We start from the raw sequence: 17,460 nt of genomic DNA, 5'->3' as shown, positions 1-17,460 counted from the left end.
AAACCGTGGCCCGGCCCCCACACCACACCACCTCCGTGCTTGAGCGTCTTCACACCCACCACGGGCCTGCGGCAAAACGGGCCCCCCGCGCGGCCCCCGCGCGCGGGGGCCCTGCTTTTTCTCGCATCAGGTGAGGGTCCAGCGCTGGTTGGGGCCGCTGTGGCAGCTCCACAGCACCAGCCGGGTGCCGTTTCCGGTGCCGTTGTCGTAGGCGTCCAGGCAGCGGCCGGACCCCTGGTGGACGAGGGTCCCGGAGGCGTTCACCGTCCATTTCTGGCCGGTGGCACCCGTGCAGTCGCCGATGACGACCTTCGTACCGTCGGCGGTGCCGTCCTTCTCGGCGCCCAGGCATTTGCTGCCGTAGACGGTCAGTTCATCGCGCGAGGTGCGCCGGAAGAGCTGGTTCTGGCCGCCGTGGCAGTCCCACAGCTGGGCCTGGGCGCCGTTGGTGATCGTGTTCTGGTCCAGATCGACGCAGCGCCCGGAGTCGGCGCCGACGATCTGGGCGCCGTCGGTGCCCGGGAGGTCCTGGACGCTGATGGCGTCCGGGCCCCCGCTCACGGTCACGGTGTTGGCGCCCTTGGCCAGCGAGAGCAGGACGGAGACGGTGCGGCGGGCGGTGGCGGAGCCGGTGGGCGGCAGGGCCAGTGTGGTCGCGTACTGGCCGCCGACGCGGAGGGTGGCGGTGCGCGGGGCGGTGCCGCCGTTCGCGTAGGTGATGTCGGCCAGTTTCAGCCCCGCCGTCTTGGCGGTGACGGTGAAGGAGCCGGTGGTGCTCTGGTACGCGGTGCCGGGGGCTTCCGTGCCCGAGACGGTCAGCAGCATGGCCTCCCCGGCCGGGACGGTGGCCGTGTAGCCGCCGCTGTGGGTGCCCACCGAGACGCGCTTCCAGACGTCACGTACGGAGGCGGCGGCGCCGGTCAGCCCGAGGTCGGTCCAGCGGGCGGTGATGGGCTTGGCGGCGGAGGTGCGGTTGAGCAGCAGCACGGCCCGCTTCCCGGTGCCGGACAACACCTTGGCGTACACCCGCAGCCCCGCGACGTCCTCGGCGACCTTCACGCCCTGCAGTCCGCGCGGGTCCTGGTCGACGGCGATGACCTCGGGGTTGGTGAGGGTGCCGACGGTCTCCCGCGTCATGGTGGTGAGGTCGTTCCCGGCGAGCAGCGGGGCGCCGGAGATCGCCCACAGGCTCATATGGGTGCGGTCGAGCGTGGCGTTGGAACCCTTCATGCCGACCATGAGCATGTCCGGGTCGTTGTAATAGCCGGTGTGCTGGGCGGTGGGGTGCAGGCCCTGGTCGAAGTTGGACAGCATCGCGGTGGCCGAGGGCGTCTGGCCCCAGTAGATGATGTCGGTGCTGGTACGCCACAGATCGCCCACGCCCGCGGCCCAGTTCCACGGCCGGCCCGAGCCCCATTCGCACAGTGACAGTACGAGGCGGCGGCCGGTGACGGCGGTCGCGGCCTTGTTCGCCTCGCTGAGCGCCCGGTAGGTGGCCTCCTGATCGAGCCCCTCGTCCTGGCCCCCGCACCAGTCGACCTTGACGTAGTCGAAGCCCCACTCCTGGAAGGCCCGCAGATCCTGCTCGTAGTGACCCTCGCTGCCGCTGCCCGGGGCGGGCGGGGTGCCCGGCGGGGTGGGGTAGAAGTAGCCGCAGCCGTTCTTGCCGGCGTCGGTGTAGATCCCGGCCTTGAGCCCCTTGCTGTGGATGTAGTCGGCGATGGCCTTCATCCCGCCGGGCCACTGCTTGGTGTCGACGGTGATGTCGCCCTCGCTGTCGCGGGTGCCCCACCACCAGCCCTCGTCGATGTTGACGTACTCGTACCCGGCCTCGGCCATGCCGGAGGACACCAGCGCGTCCACCTGGGCCTTGATCGTGCCGTAGTCGATCTGGCTGGCGAGGCTGTTCCAGGAGGCCCAGCCCATGGGCGCGGCGGGTACGTCGATCTGCGGGGCGGCGGCAAGGGTCTTTCCGGCGGCGGGCGCGGCATCGGCCGAGGGTGCCGCGTTGGCCGAGGGTGCCGCGTACGCGACGGTGCCCAACCCGGTGGCGGTCAGCAGAGCGGCCAGCAGCGCCCCGGCCAGGCGCCTGGGCCGTGGCCGTTCGGGGCGGGATAAGCGCGGTATGCGGCGGAGGCGGAGGCGGAGGCGGCGGCGAAGGACGAGACGCATCGGGAACCACTCACATTCGATATATCGAACTATGTTCGCGATATGGGCCGTAGCTGGTCTCCGAAGGATTCTGTGGACCCCGTCGGCCGGTGACAAGAGGTGTGCGTGGGGAAACTGTCCCCTGATGTCGCCCCGCCCCGAGGGAGTCCTTACCGTGCCCGCCCCGACGCCCACTGCGTCCTGCACACCCACGCGCGGCGACGGCGCAGCCCGATCCTGCGGATGTACTACCTGGACAAGGCGTGCGAGATCCAGACCACGGCCATGGCTGGTGGCGCGAAGCTCAGCACGCCGCCCCCGGACATCTGCGAGCTCACCGCCCGCCAGCTGTCGGGCGAGGACCACGGCTCCGACTTCAGGGACGACCAGGCGTACCCCCTCGCCCGGTCCGCCCTCCTCCGCCTGGTGGAGCGCATCGCGCCGGACCACCGGAACTGAGACCAGCGGATCAGGCCGAAAGCAGCCGCCACGACAGGGCCCCCGCGCGGTCGATTCGCGCGGGGGCCCGGGAGGGGCTCGCGGGGTTCAGCCGGCCGGTTCCGGCTCGCGTTCCCGGGTTCGGCGTAGTGCGCGGGCGGCCATCGGGCCGGCCAGGGCGATCAGGGACAGGCACAGGATCGCGGCGGAGAGCGGGCGGGTGAAGAAGATCGTCCAGTCGCCCTCGCTGAAGGCCATCGCGCGGCGGAACTGGGTTTCCGCCATCGGGCCCAGTACGGCGCCCAGGATCAGTGGGGCGACGGGATAGCCGGTGCGGCGCATGCCGAAGCCCAGGAGGCCGAAGAGCACCGCGATGCCGAGGTCGACCGCGTTCTGGGACAGGGCGTACACCCCCAGGGCGGCGAAGACCAGGATGCCCGCGGTGAGCAGCGGGCGGGGCAGCCGGAGGAGCTTCACCCACAGCGGGATCAGCGGCAGGTTGAGCACGAGCAGCATCACATTGCCGATGTAGAGGCTGGCGATCAGCGTCCAGACCAGCGCCGACTGGGTCTCGAACAGCTGGGGACCGGGCTGCACGTTGTACATCTGGAACGCGATCAGCAGCACACCGGCCGTCGCCGAGGTGGGGATGCCCAGCGTCAGCAGGGGCATCAGCACCCCGGAGAACGCGGCGTTGTTGGCGGCCTCGGGGCCGGCCACGCCCTCGATGGCGCCCTTGCCGAACTCCTTTTTGTGCCGGGACAGCCGCTTCTCCACGTTGTAGCTGAGGAACGTGGGGATCTCCGCGCCGCCCGCGGGCAGGGCGCCGATCGGCAGCCCGATCGCCGTACCCCGCAGCCACGGCTTCCAGGACCGCCGCCAGTCCTCCGGGCTCATCCCGATCCTGCCGCCCACCGGGAGCATCTGCTCCTCGGGCGCCCGTCGCATCCGGGCCGCGGTGTAGAGCGCCTCCCCGATCGCGAAGAGGCCGACGGCGACGGCCACGATCTGGACGCCGTCGTACAGCTCCGGCACCCCGAAGGTGTAGCGCGCCTGGCCGGTCAGGCTGTCGATGCCGACGAGCCCGATGGCCAGGCCCAGGAACAGGCTGCACAGCCCGCGCGCGGGGGCGTCGGCCACGACCGCGGTGACCGTGGCGAAGGCGAGGACCATCACCGCGAAGTACTCCGCGGGCTGGATCTTCTCGGCGATCTGGGCCATGGCCGGGCCCGCGAAGGTGATCCCCACGGTGGAGATCGTGCCCGCCACGAACGAGCCGATGGCGGCCGTGGCGAGCGCGGCCCCGGCGCGCCCGGAGCGGGCCATCGGATGGCCCTCCAGGGTGGTGGGGACCGACGCCGTCTCCCCGGGCACGTTCAGCAGGATGGCCGTGGTGGAGCCGCCGTACATCCCGCCGTAGTAGATGCCCGCGAAGAGCACCAGCGCGCCGGTGGGGTCGAAGACGAAGGTGAGCGGGAGCAGCAGCGCCACCGTGGTGGCGGGGCCCAGGCCGGGCAGCACGCCGACCAGCGAGCCGAGCGTGCAGCCCGCGAACGCCAGCAGCAGGTGCAGGGGGCTGAACGCGCTGCCGAAACCGCCCATGAGGTCGTTGAGGACATCCATGGTCAGAACGCCAATCGGACGATGCCGGGCGGCAGGTGGATGCCCAGCAGACGGTCGAAGAGGAAGTACACGGCCAGCGCGAGCACCAGGCCGATCAGGGCGTCACGGAGGATCCGGCGGCTGCCGAGCACCCGCGCGACCAGCGTGAAGAGCACGGCGGTCGACTGCCAGTAGCCGCAGGGGGCCAGCGCGAACAGATAGCCGACCAGCAGCGCCAGCAGGGCCGCCACCGGGCGCCACTCGGTCAGCCGGGCCTCCTCGCGCGCCTGCTCGGTCAGCGCCGGGTCGCTGCCGCGGAACGCCTGGACGACGGCGACCGAAGCCGCGACGCACAGCCCCACGCCGACCAACAGGGGGAACGCCCGGGGGCCCACGTCCTGGTCGATGGCCCCCTCGGGGATGGCGAACGCCCAGCCCAGCACGGCCACGCCCGCCGCGAGGAAGAGCAGCGCCGCTATCCGGGGGCTCCAGGGCCGCTCGTCGGGCGGGGGCGCCGTGCTGTCCGCGGCATCGTTCGCCGGGTTGCCCTCTGTGGGTTTCGCCGCGGCGTCCTGCGTCGGGCTCATCGCCTCGTCCCGCGCGCTCATGAGCCGAGTCCCACGGCCGTGAGCGCCTGGCCGACCTGGCGCTGCTGCTTGTCGATGAGGGCGCCGTACTTCTTCCCCGGCACCCACACGTCCTTCCAGTCGTTCTGCCGCAACGCCCGCTTCCAGCACGAAGTCCGGCGCATCCGGTCCACCACCCTCACGATCGCCCGCTGTTCGTCGTCGTTCAGCCCGGGCGGGGCCATGACCCCGCCGACGCTCACCACGGACTCGTCCCCGTAGCCGAGTGCGCCGAGGGTGGGAGCGTCGATGCCCTCGGGAGCCTTGTCGCCGCTGACCGCGAGGACCCGCAGCTTCCCGGCCTCGATCTGCGGCCGGACCTCCGTCAGCGTGGAGATGCCGACCTTCGAGGCCCCGCTCAGCAGCAGGTTGAGCACCTCCCCGCCGCCACCGGTGGGCACATAGGTGACCTTGCGCGCCGAGACGCCCTCGGCCTTGGCCAGGCCGGCCACCATGATGTGATCCGGGCCGCCCAGCGAACCGCCCACCCAGGACGTCCGCTTGGGGTCCTTCCGCATGGCGGCCAGCACCGAGCGCAGGTCGTGGAAGGGGGAGCGGGCGGGCACCACGATCGCGGAGGTGCTGACCGTGAGCCCCGCCACGGGGGTGAGCTCGGACAGCTTCACGGGGGAGTGGTTCTGGATGGCGCCGCCGATCATGGTCACCGTGTCCATGGTCATCAGCTGGTACGGATCGCCTTCCCGCCCCGCCATCCGGGCGAGCCCGATGGTGCCGCCCGCGCCCGGGGCGTTGGTGACCGTGACGTCCTCGTCGATGATCTCGCAGCTGGTGAGCGCGGAGCCGATGCCGCGCGCCCGCGAGTCCCAGCCGCCGCCGACGCTCCCGGGAGCGAGGATCGAAAGCCCCCGGGACGGGTAGTCGGCGACGGCGCCCGAGTCGTCCAGCGAACCGATGGTGCACGCACTGCTCACCGTGGCCACGAGGGCGACCACCACTGCCAGACGAGGGCCGTTCCTGAGGAGAGGAGGCATTGGGGACGCTCCAGGCGAGGGAGGGGAAGCCGAAGTGGGCTGGAGCTTGCGCCTCCGCCGGCGGCCCGTACAAGACGATTGACTCGAAGGCGTCAATGGCCGACGCTGCCCGGATGCCCGTCGTGATCGAGCTGGGGTCCGCCCCGGAGCACCGCATCAGCACCCGTCTGTCCCCGCTCGCCGAGCTGTGCGCCTGTCTGCACGCGCTGGACGGGCCACGCCACCATCCGGCCAGCAGGCGCTGGGTGGGTGCGGTCCTTCAGGGCGCGGACGAGCGGCTGCTGGAGCGGGCCGGCGAGTGGGCGCCGCTGTGGGGCGCCTTCCGCGCCCGCTATCTGCTGCCCCTCGCCCCGGGCCCGGAGCGCGAGCTGGAGGAGGAGCTGGCGGAGGTCGCGCGGCTGGACGAGGAGACGTTCACGACCATGACCGAGCAGGCGCTCGTCGGCAAGAACGGCCACGGCCCGGGGTCAGGGCACGGTCCGGGTTCCGGTCATGGCCTGGGTTCCGGTCATGGCCTGGGCTCCGGCCACGGCCTGGGCTCCGGGTCCCGGCGCGGCGGTCGCGCGCCGGAGCGCTTCCTGGCCCGGCTGCGGCAGCTCTCCGAGCGCCGGTTCGCCCTGGGGCTGCGGCTGCTGGCCGATCCGGCCGGTTTCCGGGACGGCCTCCTCGCCTTCCTGTCCGCCGTGGCCGAGGAGGTCTTCGAGGCGGAGTGGACGCGGCTGCGCCCCACCCTGGAGGCCGACGCCCGGGTGCGCTCCCATGAACACTCCCGCTACGGGGCCGCGGTGCTGGCCGGATTCCCCACCGCCCGTATGGAGCAGGACCCGCCCCGGGTGGTCTTCGACAAGCTCTACAACGCGCGGGCCAGCCTCGCCGACAGCCCCTGTCTGCTGGTGCCGTCGCTGCACATCAACCCGCATCTCGCGATCAAGCACTACCCCGGCTACCCGGTCGTGGTGCAGTACCCGGTGCGCGACGGGGCGGGTGCGGAGCCGACCGCCCTGGACGTGGTGATGCGCGGGCTGCGGGCGCTGGACGAGCCACTGCGTATCCGGATGTGCCGGGCGCTGCTGCGGCAGTCGATGACGACGACGGAGCTGGCCACCCAGTTCGAGATGACACCGCCGCAGATGTCGCGGCATCTGCGCAAGCTGCGGGAGGCCGGAATGGTGCACACCCACCGGGAGGGGGCGCGGGTGCACTACCAGCTGGACGAGGCGGCGGTGCGCAATCTCGGCGTCGACCTGCTCTCCGCGCTGCACCGCTGAGAAATATCGGCGGAGGTGTCGGCGGAGGTATCGGCGGGGGTATTGACGCTCAGGCGGCAATCATCTTGAGCGCGCGCCGACCGTTGCGGATCGTGGCGGCACCCGCGACGGCAGAAGGAAGCGATACGTGACCACCCCCCGCGTCAAGACCACCAAGGCGTTCTACCGCACCGGCTCCACCACCTGGTTCGCCTCCCGGCACGACCAGCGGTTCTCGTACGGCCTGCATATCCCGTCCGTCCACGAGACCACCGACACCCCGCTGCCGCTCATGGTGATCCAGCACGGCACCGGGCGCACCGCGTCCCAGTACCGGGACGCGATGGCCGAGTTCTCCGAGCGGCACGGCTGTGTCGTGCTCACCCCGATGTTCCCGGCGGGCATCGACGACCCGGAGGACCTGCACAACTTCAAGTTCATCGAGTACCGCGGCATCCGCTACGACGAGCGGCTGCTCGAGATCGTGGCCGAGGCGGGGGAGCGGTTCCACATCGACACCGAGCGCTTTCTGCTGCAGGGCTTCTCGGGCGGCGGGCAGTTCGCGCACCGCTTCCTGTATCTGCACCCCGACCGGCTGTGCGGAGTGTCCATCGGCGCGCCCGGCCGGGTCACGCTGATCGACCCGGACCGCGAGTGGTGGCTGGGTACGAAGGGGTTCGAGCAGCGCTTCGGGGCGCCGCTGCGGCTGGAGGACATCCGTAAGGTGCCCGTGCACATGGTGGTCGGGGCGGAGGACACCGAGACCTGGGAGATCAACAACCCCGGCGACTCCAACTGGATGGACGGCGCCGACGCCGTCGGGCGCACCCGCGTGGAGCGCATCACCGCGCTGCGGGACAACTACACCGAGCTGGGCATCGACGTCACCCTCGACATCGTGCCCGGGGTCGGGCACCGGGGGATGGGGGTGCTGGACGCGGTCCGGCGCTTCGCGGAGCGGGTCCTTCCGCGCGTCGTCTGAGCCCTGTGGGCCCGATGCGCCCACAGCCACGGCGGTGCCCCCCGGGCGGCAACATGGCGGTGCCCCCGGGCAGCGATATGGCTGTGCCCCCGGGTGGCGATACATCGGCCGCCACCCAGGGGCACAGGGGAATCAGAATCAGCGGAGCGCGTTCCTACGGGGCCGCCCGCTCCTTGGGGGCGGGGTCCGAGGAGGCGGCCGGGGCGCTGGAGCGGCCGGCGGTGATGCGGTCCTTGACCAGGGCGAGGGCCACCACGAGCACGGCCACCAGCGCGGAGAGGATCACCTGCTCGCGCCCGTCCTTGTCGGTGAGCATATAGACCAGGACGAACGAGATCATCGCGATCGTCGCCCAGGTCAGATACGGGAAGAGCCACATCCGGACGATCAGCTTCTCGGGGTTCTCGCGCAGGATCATCCCGCGCATCCGCAGCTGGCTGAAGCAGATCACCAGCCATACGAAGAGCGCGACCGCACCCGAGGAGTTCAGCAGGAAGGTGAAGACGGTGTCCGGCCACTGGTAGTTGAACCACACCGCGACGAAGCCGAAGACGACCGAGCCGAGGATCGCGGCCGCCGGCACACCGCGGGCGTTGGTGCGGGCGAAGGCGGCCGGGGCGTCGCCGCGCTGGCCGAGCGAGAAGGCCATGCGGGAGGCGGTGTAGAGACCGGAGTTCAGACACGAGAGCACGGCGGTCAGCACGATCACGTTCATGATGTCGCCGGCGTGCGGTATGCCGACCGAGTCGAGCGCCGCGACATAGCTGCCCTTGTCGGCGATCGCCTTGGAGTCCCAGGGCAGCAGGGTGACCACGACGAAGATCGAGCCCAGGTAGAAGACCGCGATACGCCAGATCACGCTGTTGGTGGCCTTGGTGACCGCCCGCTGCGGGTTCTCGGACTCACCGGCCGCGAGGGTGACGATCTCGCTGCCCATGAAGGAGAACACCACCAGCAGCACACCGGTGAGGATGGCGCCCGGCCCGTTCGGCAGGAAGCCGCCGTGGTCGGTGAGGTGGGCCAGGCCCGCGCCCTCGTTGTCCGAATGCGGCAGCAGCCCGAACACCGCGAGCCCGCCGACCACGATGAACGCGGCGATCGCCACGACCTTGATCCCGGCGAACCAGAACTCGAACTCACCGTAGGAGCCGACCGAGACCAGGTTGGTCGCGGTGAGCACCACCATCACGATCAGGGCCCAGCCCCACTGCGGGACGGCCGGCCACCAGCCCTCCAGGATCTTGGCGCCGGCGGTGGCCTCGACCGCCAGCACCACGACCCAGAAGAACCAGTACAGCCAGCCGATGGAGAAACCGGCCCAGCGGCCGAGCGCCCGGTCGGCGTAGGCGGAGAAGGAGCCGGAGGTGGGATTGGCGGCGGACATCTCGCCGAGCATCCGCATGACGAAGACGACCATGAGGCCGACCAGCGCATACGAGACGAGAATGCCGGGGCCGGCCTTGGCGATGCCCGCGCTGGAGCCGACGAAGAGGCCGGCGCCGATCACGCCGCCGATCGCGATCATCGAAAGATGGCGGTTCTTGAGTCCCGCCTTGAGGCCGTCGGGTGAGCCCGGGTCGCCGGGGGGCCGCTGCTGCTCCGGCGTGGTCGCAGGTTGTGCGCTCATGTGCTCGATTCCTTTGCTCTCGCGTTACGAGCGACGCCAGTGAATCTCAGGAGGTCGGCCAGTTGAACCTTTGAATCCAGATTGTTACTTGAGGTTTTCATGAGGTTCTTTGGCATTACAGGGATTTACGCGATGCCTACCCTGGGCGGCGAGGGCCACACGGCCATGACACACTCGGCACATGCGCGTGTACCTCGGCTCCGACCATGCCGGTTTCGAACTCAAGAACCACCTCGTTGAGTGGCTCAAGGCGGCCGGCCATGAGCCCGTCGACTGCGGCCCGCACATCTACGACGCCCAGGACGACTACCCGCCGTTCTGTCTGCGCGCCGCGGAGCGGACCGCCGCCGACCCGCAGGGCCTCGGCATCGTCATCGGCGGATCCGGCAATGGTGAGCAGATCGCGGCGAACAAGGTCAAGGGGGTGCGCGCGGCGCTGGCCTGGAGCGAGGAGACCGCGGCCCTCGGCCGTGAGCACAACAACGCCAATGTCATCAGCGTCGGCGCCCGGATGCACACCCGGGACGAGGCCACCAAGTTTGTCGAGATTTTCCTTAACACCCCGTACTCGGGCGAGGAGCGGCACACCCGCCGTATCGAGATGCTCACGGGATACGAGGCCACCGGCGAACTGCCGCCCATTCCGGCTCACCATCCGCAAGGCGACTGATGCCCGAAGGGCACACCATCCACCGGCTGGCCGCCGATCACCTCGAGATCTTCGGCGGCCGGCCCGTCCGGGCCACCAGCCCACAGGGGAAGTTCGCCGACGGCGCCGGGCTGATCGACGGCCAGCGGCTGCACCACGCCGAGGCGCACGGCAAGCACCTCTTCCTGGACTTCGCGGCCACCGGCTGGGTCCATGTCCACCTGGGGCTCTTCGGTACGTACGCCTTCGGCCCGGTCCCCGCCCCGCCGCCCACCGACACCGTCCGGCTGCGGCTGGCCAACCCCGAGGGGTACGCGGATCTGCGCGGCCCGACCGCCTGTGCGCTGATCACCGACGGCGAGAAGCAGGTGATCCACGACCGGCTGGGCCCCGATCCGCTGCGCCCGGCGGACGACGGCGAGCGGGCCTGGGCCCGGATCTCCCGCAGCCGGGTCAGCGTGGCCGCGCTGCTCATGGACCAGAAGGTGATCTCCGGGGTCGGGAACGTCTACCGTGCCGAGGTGCTCTTCCGGCACGGGATCGACCCCTACCGGCCCGGCCGCGCGCTGACCCGCGCCGAATGGGACGCGATATGGGCCGATCTGGTGGCGCTGATGCGCGAGGGGGTGCGGAACAACCGGATCGATACGGTCCGCCCCGAGCACACCCCCGAGGCGATGGGCCGCCCGCCGCGCGTGGACGACCACGGCGGTGAGGTCTATGTCTACCGGCGCGCCGGACAGCCCTGCCACATCTGTGGTGGTGAGATCCGCACCGCCGATCTCGTCGCCCGCAATCTCTTCTGGTGCCCCGACTGCCAGAGAGCCTGAGCTCTCAGAAGCCGTGGGGCAGCCACGGGGCGACCGGGGACGCGAACGCGGTCGTGGCCTCCGTAAGGGCGCCCTGACGGGCCTCCTGGACGCGCCCCGCACCCGCCAGCGCGGTCAGTGAGACGCCGCCGAGATACGCCGCTCCCAGGTCCCGCACGCCCAGCCGGAGATCGGGGGCGTCGTCCGTGCGCTCGCAGGAGGCGCCCTTGGCGTCGCCGCTCAGCCGCCAGCGCCCCTCGTTCCAGGGGCAGAAGGGGTCCGTGACCTCCAGGACGGTCTCCACGGGCGTCGTGTACGTCCGCGCCTCGAGCGCGGCCCCCACGTCCACCAGGCGGACGAACAGCGAGTCGCGCAGCCTTACGGCGCACCGCCGGATGTCCGAGACCATGAGCTGCCAGGGATCGTCGACCGGGCGGGGGCCGGTCCGGATCACCGAGGTCAGGTCGAGGTCGAAGAGGAAGCGCCACAGCGCCGCGTAGGACGCCGGGTCCAGGGCCTCCAGGTCGCGCAGGACGACCGCGCCCTTCGGCCCGTCCAGATCCCAGCGGGGCTTGACCGCGAACCGCGCATAGCCGCTGACCTCACCGCCCGACTCGGCCAGCACACAGCGCAGCGGGGACGCCCCCTCGCGGTCGCCCGGCGGGTCCAGCAGCGGCACCCGCTCCCAGCCGGGGGCCCGCTCCAGCATGCCCGGCCGGGTACGCACCCGCCGGGCGTAGACGGCCTCGCACGCCTCGACGGCGGACTCCAGGGGCACGGCGCGCAGCCGTACGTCGTCTACGCCTTCGGGGGCGGTCAGCCGCACCTGGGTGGTGTCGATCTCGGCGTAGGCAGTCTGCGTGGCCGCGCCATAGCCGAACCGTCCGTAGATGTCCGGTTCCGACGCGGTCAGAACGGCCAGCGGCTCATCGCCCGCCGCGCGGATGTCGTCCAACTGCCGCCGCATCATGGCCCGGAGCACCCCGCGCCGCCGGTGCGTGGCCTGCACGCTCACCATCGTGACCCCGGCCGCCGGTACGACCCCGCCGCCCGGGACCGACAGCCGGAAGCTGAACAGCCCCGCCGTGCCGACGATGTCGGCGCCGTCCCAGGCACCGATCGAGCGCTCGCATTCGGTCAACTCCCGCCAGAGCGCGGATTCCTCCGGCGCTTCGGGAACTCCTCCGAATCCGAGTACCAGTTTTCCGTACCAATCATCCCAAATCGTTGGGTCGAGCACGCGCAGCTCAGTCCTCATATTCCCATCCCTAGCAGCCGTTTCCCGTACACGCGAACGAATTTCGCTTACGATTGCCCCCTGGCTGGGTGGTTCAACGCGCCACGAATCGACGCGCGTCCGAACGGGTGGGTAGGGTCCCGATGCAATGACTGGCGGCGTGGACACTCCGTGGGCCCGGATGCGCAGAGTTCTGCACCGGGCTCGCACAGGCGTGCGCAAAGCCGGAGTGGACTACTTCCGGGGTGAGGGCTCCGACCGGCTCGCCCTGACCGCGCTGCTCCTCGGCGTCCCCGCCATCGCCGGAGGCACCATCGCCCAGCCCGACTGGTGCTCCCCGTCCGCCCTCGTCCTGCCCATCGTCGCGGGCGGGCTGCTGCTGCGCCCCGCCAGCCTGCTCGCCCTGTACGCGGCGGCCGCCACGGCACTGATCGTGGAGTCCGCCGTACTCGGCCCGTACACCGAGGAGGACGCCTCCTCCCGGGTCACCCCCGGCACCATCCTGGTCGTCGCCGCTGTCGGCTTCTTCGGCCTGCTGATCGCTCAGTTCCGCAGCCGCGTCGGGGTGCCCTGGCGGCGCGGCGGCACCATGCTCTTCGACTTGCGCGAGCGCATCCGCGTCCAGAGCAAGCTGCCCAACCTGCCGCGCGGCTGGCACCGCGAGATGGCGCTGCGCCCGGCCGGCGGACAGTCCTTCTCCGGTGACTTCGTCGTGGCCGCCCGCACCGGCGGCGGCCGCACCCTCGAGGTCGTCCTCACCGACGTCTCCGGCAAGGGCATGGACGCCGCCTCGCGCGCCCTGCTGCTCTCCGGCGCCTTCGGCGGCCTCCTCGGCTCCCTGCCGCCGCACGGCTTCCTCCCGGCCGCCAACGGCTATCTCCTGCGCCAGGACTGGGACGAGGGCTTCGCGACCTCCATCCATCTCGTCCTCGACCTCGACAGCGGCGACTTCGAGCTCTTCTCCGCCGGACATCTGCCCGCGCTCCAGCTGAGCGCGGGCACCGGCAGGTGGGAGGAGAAGTCCGCCGACGGCCCGCTGCTCGGCGTCTACGACGGTGCCCAGTTCGACCCCACCAAGGGGACCCTGCGGCCCGGCGACGTCCTGATGCTCTTCACCGACGGCCTCGTGGAGACCGCCGACCGGGACATCAGCGAGGGCATCGACCGCCTCACCGGCGAGGCGGACCGCTATGTCGGCTCCGGCTTCCACGGCGCGGCCTGGCATCTGATCGAGACGGTCGCGAAGGACGTCAACGACGACCGGGCCCTGCTGCTGATCTGCCGCCAGTAAGGGCGCCTCGCGGGCACCAGTAAGGGCGCCTCACGGGCACCAGTAAGGCGCCTCGCGGCCGCCGGTAGGGGCGTCACGGCCGCCGATAGCGGCGCTTCGCGGCCAACCGGTAGGGGCGCCTCTCCGCAGCCAGTACGGCCGCCTTACGGCCCGCCGGACTGCCCCGCGGCGCCTTACGGCCCGACCGGCCCGCCCGGCGGGGGTTAGCCCCACCCCGGATACGCCGGTGGCCGTCATGGCTGCCGAGGGGCAGTGATCCGTACGTTCGAGGGGAATCGGGCGAACTCCTCGGAAGGGTCACCACCATGGGGCTGCGCAAGCGGCGACAGACAGCGTCGGCACCGGTGCCGCACCACGCCCATGCCATCGAACTCCACGGCGTCCAGCGCCGCTACGGCCGGGGCCGCACCGCCGTCCACGCCCTGCGCGGCATCGACCTGGCCCTTCCGCACGGCAGCTTCACCGCCGTCATGGGCCCCTCCGGCTGCGGCAAATCGACATTCCTGCAGTGCGCCGCCGGGCTCGACCGGCCGACCGCCGGGACCGTCAAACTCGGCGGCACCGAAATCACCGGAATGAGTGAGAACAAGCTCACCGCGTTGCGCCGCGCCCGCCTCGGGTTCGTCTTCCAATCCTTCAACCTCCTCCCCTCCCTGACCGTCGAGCAGAACGTGCTGCTCCCCATGCGGCTCGCGGGCGCCCGCCCCGACCGCCACCGGGCCCATGAGGTGCTCGCCGAGGTCGGCCTGGGGGACCAGGCCAGGCGGCGGCCCGGTGAGCTCTCCGGCGGCCAGCAGCAGCGGGTGGCCATCGCCCGCGCCCTCGTGACCCGCCCCGACGTGGTCTTCGCCGACGAGCCGACCGGCGCCCTGGACACCAACACCGCCGCCGAGGTGCTCACCCTCCTGCGGCAGGCCGTGGACACGCTGGGCGCGACCGTCGTGATGGTCACCCACGACCCGGTCGCCGCGAGCTACGCCGACCGCGTGCTGTTCCTCGCCGACGGCGCGATCGCCGACCGGCTCCTCCGCTCCCCGGCGCACGAGATCGCCGAGCGGATGACCCGCCTCACCGCCCGCACCCCGGCCCTCGCGGGCGCCTGGGCCGCGGAGGGGGCCCGATGAGGCCGCTCACCAACGGGCTGGCCCGCGCCGCCGTCCGTTTCAAGCCGTCCGCCTTCGCGGGCACCTTCGTCGCCCTGGCCATGGCCGCGGCGATCGTCTCCGCGTGCGGCATCCTGCTGGAGACCGGGCTACGGGCCTCCGTACCGCCACGGCGCTACGCGAGCGCCCCGGTCGTGATCGCCGCCGACCAGCGGGTGCACTACGTCATCGGCCATGGCGACGGCCGCTCGGACGAATCCGAGCAGGTTCCCGACCGGGCCCGGCTCGACGTCTCCCTGGTGGCCACCGCCGCCCGCACCCCCGGGGCCGCGGCCGCGGCCCCGGACGTGACCTTCCCCCTGCGCACCGTCCATGGGGCGCTCACCGGCCACGGCTGGGGCGCTGCGACCTTCACGGGGGTGGCGCTCGCCTCGGGGGCCGCGCCCCGCGAGGACGAGGCCGTGCTCAGCCCCGGGGCCGCCCGTGCGGCGGGGACCGGCGTCGGCGGCCGGATCACGGTGACCGCGCCGGACGGCCGCCACACCTTCCGGGTCTCCGGTGTGACCCGTAAGGCGGGCGGCGCGGACGGTGACGGCCTTACGGCGTGGTTCACCGACCGCCGGGCCCGTGCGCTGAGCGGCCACCCCACCACCGTGGACGCGGTCCTCGTCCGCCCCCGCCCCGGCACCGGCACCGAACGGCTGGCCGGACACCTGGAGCGGACCGTGAAGGGCGCGGCGCACTCCCCTCGTGTGCACACCGGCGGCGGGCGCGGCGCCATCGAGGAGCCCTCACTCGCGAACGCCAAGGAGATGCTCATCGCGCTCGGCGGCTCCTTCGGCGGTATCGCGACCGCCGTGGCCGTCTTCACCACCGCGGGCACCGTCGCCCTCTCCGTGGGCCAGCGCGGCCGCGAGATGGCCCTGCTGCGGGCGATCGGCGCCACCCCGCGCCAGATCCGCCGCTCGGTCGCGGCCGAGGCGCTGCTGGTCGCCCCGCTCGCGGGCGCGGTCGGCCTGCTGCCCGGATGCGCGCTCGCCCGCTGGTGGTTCGGGCAGCTCGAGGAGAAGGGAGCCATCCCCGGCCCCGTGGAGCTCGCCATCTCCTGGATCCCGCTCCTCGTCGCCGTCGGCGCGGGCCTCCTCACCTCGCTCCTGGCGGGCCTGATGGCCGCCCGCCGCCCCGCGCGGATCCCGCCCGGGCGGGCGCTCGGCGAGGCGGCCGTGGAGCGGCTGCGGCCCGGTGTGATCCGTACGGTCCTCGGCGTCGCGGCCCTGGTCGGCGGCATCATCATGACCGGCGTCGCCGCCTCCGCCTCCGGCGACGACGCGGCCAACGCCGCCCTCGGGGTCGTGATGCTCTTCATGCTCGCCGTGGGCCTCCTCGGCCCGGTCATCGCCCGCCTGTGCGCCTGGCTGATCGGCCTGCCGCTGCGCGCCGGACCGGCGCCGGCCCATCTGGCCTCGGCCAACAGCCGGGCCAACGCCCGCCGCCTGGCCTCGGCGATCACACCGATCGTGCTGGCCATGGCCTTCGCCTCGACCCTCGTCTTCATGCACACCAGCGAGGACCACACGGGCGCCCGCCAGCGGCGGGCGGGCATCGTGGCCGACCAGGTGATCTCCGCCCCGGAGGGGCTGTCGTCCGGTACGGCGGCCCGCGCCGCTTCCGTACGGGGCGTGGCCGCGTCCGTGGGGCTGCTGCGCACCGGGGTGCTGGTCCCGGTGGGCTCGAGCGACGGCCGCTGGCTGCGGACCGCGTCGGCGCAGGGCGTCTCCGGGAGCGGCCGCGACCTGGCGGCCGTACAGGACCTCGACGTCCGTAAGGGGCGCCTGGACGCCCTGGGACCGGGCCGGGTGGCCGTGGACGGGCTGCTGGCGAAGGCGGCCCATGCCCGGGTCGGCCACCGGCTCGCCCTCCACCTCCCGGACGGTACGACGATCTCGCCCACCGTGGTCGCGATCTACGGGCGCGGGCTGGGGATCGCCGAGCTCACCCTCCCCCGTACGGCGCTGTCCGGCCATGTGACGTCGTCGTTCGACAGCGATGTGCTGGTACGGGACGCCCAGGGCGCCGACCGTAAGGCCGTCGCCGCCGCGCTCGGCAGACGGCTCGGCGAGGACGTCACCGACCGGGACGGCTATGCGGCGGCCCAGGACGAGGAGCGGAAGCTGAACGCTTGGGCCAACACCGTCATGGCGGGCGTCCTCGGCGGCTTCGCCGCCGTCGCCGCCGTCAACACCCTGGTGATGACCGTGCTGGACCGCCGCCGCGAGCTGGGCATGCTGCGGCTGATCGGCTCCACCCGGCGGCAGGTGCTCGGGATGGTGCGCTGGGAGGCGCTGCTGGTGGCCACGGCGGGCATCGGCCTGGGTACCGCGATCGCCCTGGCCACGCTCGTGCCGATGATGCGCGGCCTGACCGGCGAGGGCCCGTACGTCCCGCCGCTGACCTACGCGGGCTTCGCGGGCACCGCCGTGGTGCTGGGCCTGGCGGCGACGGCGCTCCCGGCCCGAGCGGCGCTGCGCCGCACGACGCCGAAGCCGTGAGCCGTAAGCCTTGAGCCGTGGATGAGCCGTGGATGAGCCGTGGATGAGCCGAGAAAGGGGGGGGCCCGGGGGGTTGGACGGCGCCCCCCTGGCCCGGGGGGGGGGCGTGGGGCGCGATCCCCCCTCTGCTGTAAAACAATCCGACCCCCCCCCCTCG

At 72.2% G+C, this 17,460-nt stretch carries 14 protein-coding genes; 8 read left to right on the top strand and 6 right to left on the bottom strand.

The genetic code is table 11. The features are described from left to right. Positions 1 to 126: 126 nt before the first annotated feature. Positions 127 to 2,172, bottom strand: a complete 2,046-nt coding sequence (locus ACFXB5_RS18470; RefSeq protein WP_385208811.1) for a ricin-type beta-trefoil lectin domain protein — start codon at positions 2,170 to 2,172, stop codon at positions 127 to 129. Positions 2,173 to 2,277: 105 nt separating this feature from the next. Here ACFXB5_RS18470 and ACFXB5_RS18465 point away from each other — a divergent pair, with 105 nt between their 5' ends. Continuing rightward, a complete protein-coding gene (locus ACFXB5_RS18465; RefSeq protein ID WP_385208808.1) occupies positions 2,278 to 2,610 on the top strand; it encodes a hypothetical protein in 333 nt (110 codons plus the stop codon). 87 nt (positions 2,611 to 2,697) lie between these two features. Here the strand turns inward: ACFXB5_RS18465 and ACFXB5_RS18460 are convergent, their stop codons facing one another. From ACFXB5_RS18460 to ACFXB5_RS18450, 3 genes are read right to left on the bottom strand one after another with little or no spacing between them, the layout of a single operon-like run. Then, positions 2,698 to 4,212, bottom strand: a complete 1,515-nt coding sequence (locus ACFXB5_RS18460; protein ID WP_385208806.1) for a tripartite tricarboxylate transporter permease — start codon at positions 4,210 to 4,212, stop codon at positions 2,698 to 2,700. Between the two features lie 2 nt (positions 4,213 to 4,214). Next, on the bottom strand, positions 4,215 to 4,799 hold the full coding sequence (locus ACFXB5_RS18455; protein ID WP_385208804.1) for a tripartite tricarboxylate transporter TctB family protein: 585 nt from the start codon (positions 4,797 to 4,799) through the stop codon (positions 4,215 to 4,217). Further along, the gene (locus ACFXB5_RS18450) at positions 4,796 to 5,809 is read right to left on the bottom strand and encodes a Bug family tripartite tricarboxylate transporter substrate binding protein (protein ID WP_385208801.1); all 1,014 of its coding nucleotides are present in this window, start codon (positions 5,807 to 5,809) and stop codon (positions 4,796 to 4,798) included. Before ACFXB5_RS18450 ends, ACFXB5_RS18455 begins: the two co-directional genes overlap by 4 nt. Before the next feature lie 113 nt (positions 5,810 to 5,922). On the opposite strand from ACFXB5_RS18450, the gene ACFXB5_RS18445 reads away from it, so the two are divergent. Both ACFXB5_RS18445 and ACFXB5_RS18440 read left to right on the top strand, forming a co-directional pair. Beyond that, positions 5,923 to 7,077 (top strand): DUF5937 family protein, encoded by a 1,155-nt coding sequence (locus tag ACFXB5_RS18445; protein WP_385208798.1) that lies wholly within the window; start codon positions 5,923 to 5,925, stop codon positions 7,075 to 7,077. A gap of 127 nt (positions 7,078 to 7,204) precedes the next feature. Beyond that, on the top strand, positions 7,205 to 8,038 hold the full coding sequence (locus ACFXB5_RS18440; protein ID WP_385208795.1) for an alpha/beta hydrolase: 834 nt from the start codon (positions 7,205 to 7,207) through the stop codon (positions 8,036 to 8,038). 154 nt (positions 8,039 to 8,192) lie between these two features. Here the strand turns inward: ACFXB5_RS18440 and ACFXB5_RS18435 are convergent, their stop codons facing one another. After that, positions 8,193 to 9,665 carry an amino acid permease gene (locus ACFXB5_RS18435; protein ID WP_385208793.1) on the bottom strand — a complete coding sequence of 491 codons (1,473 nt, stop codon included), beginning with the start codon at positions 9,663 to 9,665 and terminating at the stop codon, positions 8,193 to 8,195. Between the two features lie 181 nt (positions 9,666 to 9,846). Between ACFXB5_RS18435 and ACFXB5_RS18430 the strand changes: the two genes are divergently transcribed. Beyond that, entirely contained in the window at positions 9,847 to 10,335 is a 489-nt protein-coding gene (locus ACFXB5_RS18430) for a ribose-5-phosphate isomerase (RefSeq protein ID WP_385208790.1), read from the top strand. Further along, positions 10,335 to 11,144 (top strand): Fpg/Nei family DNA glycosylase, encoded by an 810-nt coding sequence (locus ACFXB5_RS18425; RefSeq protein WP_385208787.1) that lies wholly within the window; start codon positions 10,335 to 10,337, stop codon positions 11,142 to 11,144. Before ACFXB5_RS18430 ends, ACFXB5_RS18425 begins: the two co-directional genes overlap by 1 nt. Before the next feature lie 4 nt (positions 11,145 to 11,148). Here ACFXB5_RS18425 and ACFXB5_RS18420 read toward each other — a convergent pair whose 3' ends face one another. Continuing rightward, on the bottom strand, positions 11,149 to 12,381 hold the full coding sequence (locus ACFXB5_RS18420; RefSeq protein ID WP_385208784.1) for a GNAT family N-acetyltransferase: 1,233 nt from the start codon (positions 12,379 to 12,381) through the stop codon (positions 11,149 to 11,151). A 127-nt stretch (positions 12,382 to 12,508) separates the two neighbouring features. Here ACFXB5_RS18420 and ACFXB5_RS18415 point away from each other — a divergent pair, with 127 nt between their 5' ends. The 3 genes from ACFXB5_RS18415 to ACFXB5_RS18405 all read left to right on the top strand — a co-directional run bounded on the left by ACFXB5_RS18415 (position 12,509) and on the right by ACFXB5_RS18405 (position 17,303). Further along, positions 12,509 to 13,651, top strand: coding sequence for a PP2C family protein-serine/threonine phosphatase (locus ACFXB5_RS18415; RefSeq protein ID WP_385208781.1), 1,143 nt, complete (start codon positions 12,509 to 12,511; stop codon positions 13,649 to 13,651). Between the two features lie 305 nt (positions 13,652 to 13,956). After that, positions 13,957 to 14,775 (top strand): ABC transporter ATP-binding protein, encoded by an 819-nt coding sequence (locus tag ACFXB5_RS18410; protein ID WP_385208778.1) that lies wholly within the window; start codon positions 13,957 to 13,959, stop codon positions 14,773 to 14,775. Beyond that, positions 14,772 to 17,303, top strand: coding sequence for an FtsX-like permease family protein (locus ACFXB5_RS18405; RefSeq protein WP_385208775.1), 2,532 nt, complete (start codon positions 14,772 to 14,774; stop codon positions 17,301 to 17,303). The genes ACFXB5_RS18410 and ACFXB5_RS18405 overlap by 4 nt, the downstream gene beginning before the upstream one ends. Positions 17,304 to 17,460: the final 157 nt, after the last annotated feature.

The sequence above is a fragment of the Streptomyces sp. NPDC059455 genome (assembly GCF_042750115.1).
Lineage (GTDB): Bacteria > Actinomycetota > Actinomycetes > Streptomycetales > Streptomycetaceae > Streptomyces > Streptomyces endocoffeicus.
Note: the sequence above shows the minus strand (reverse complement) of the source record. Positions and strands in the feature narration are given on the sequence as shown.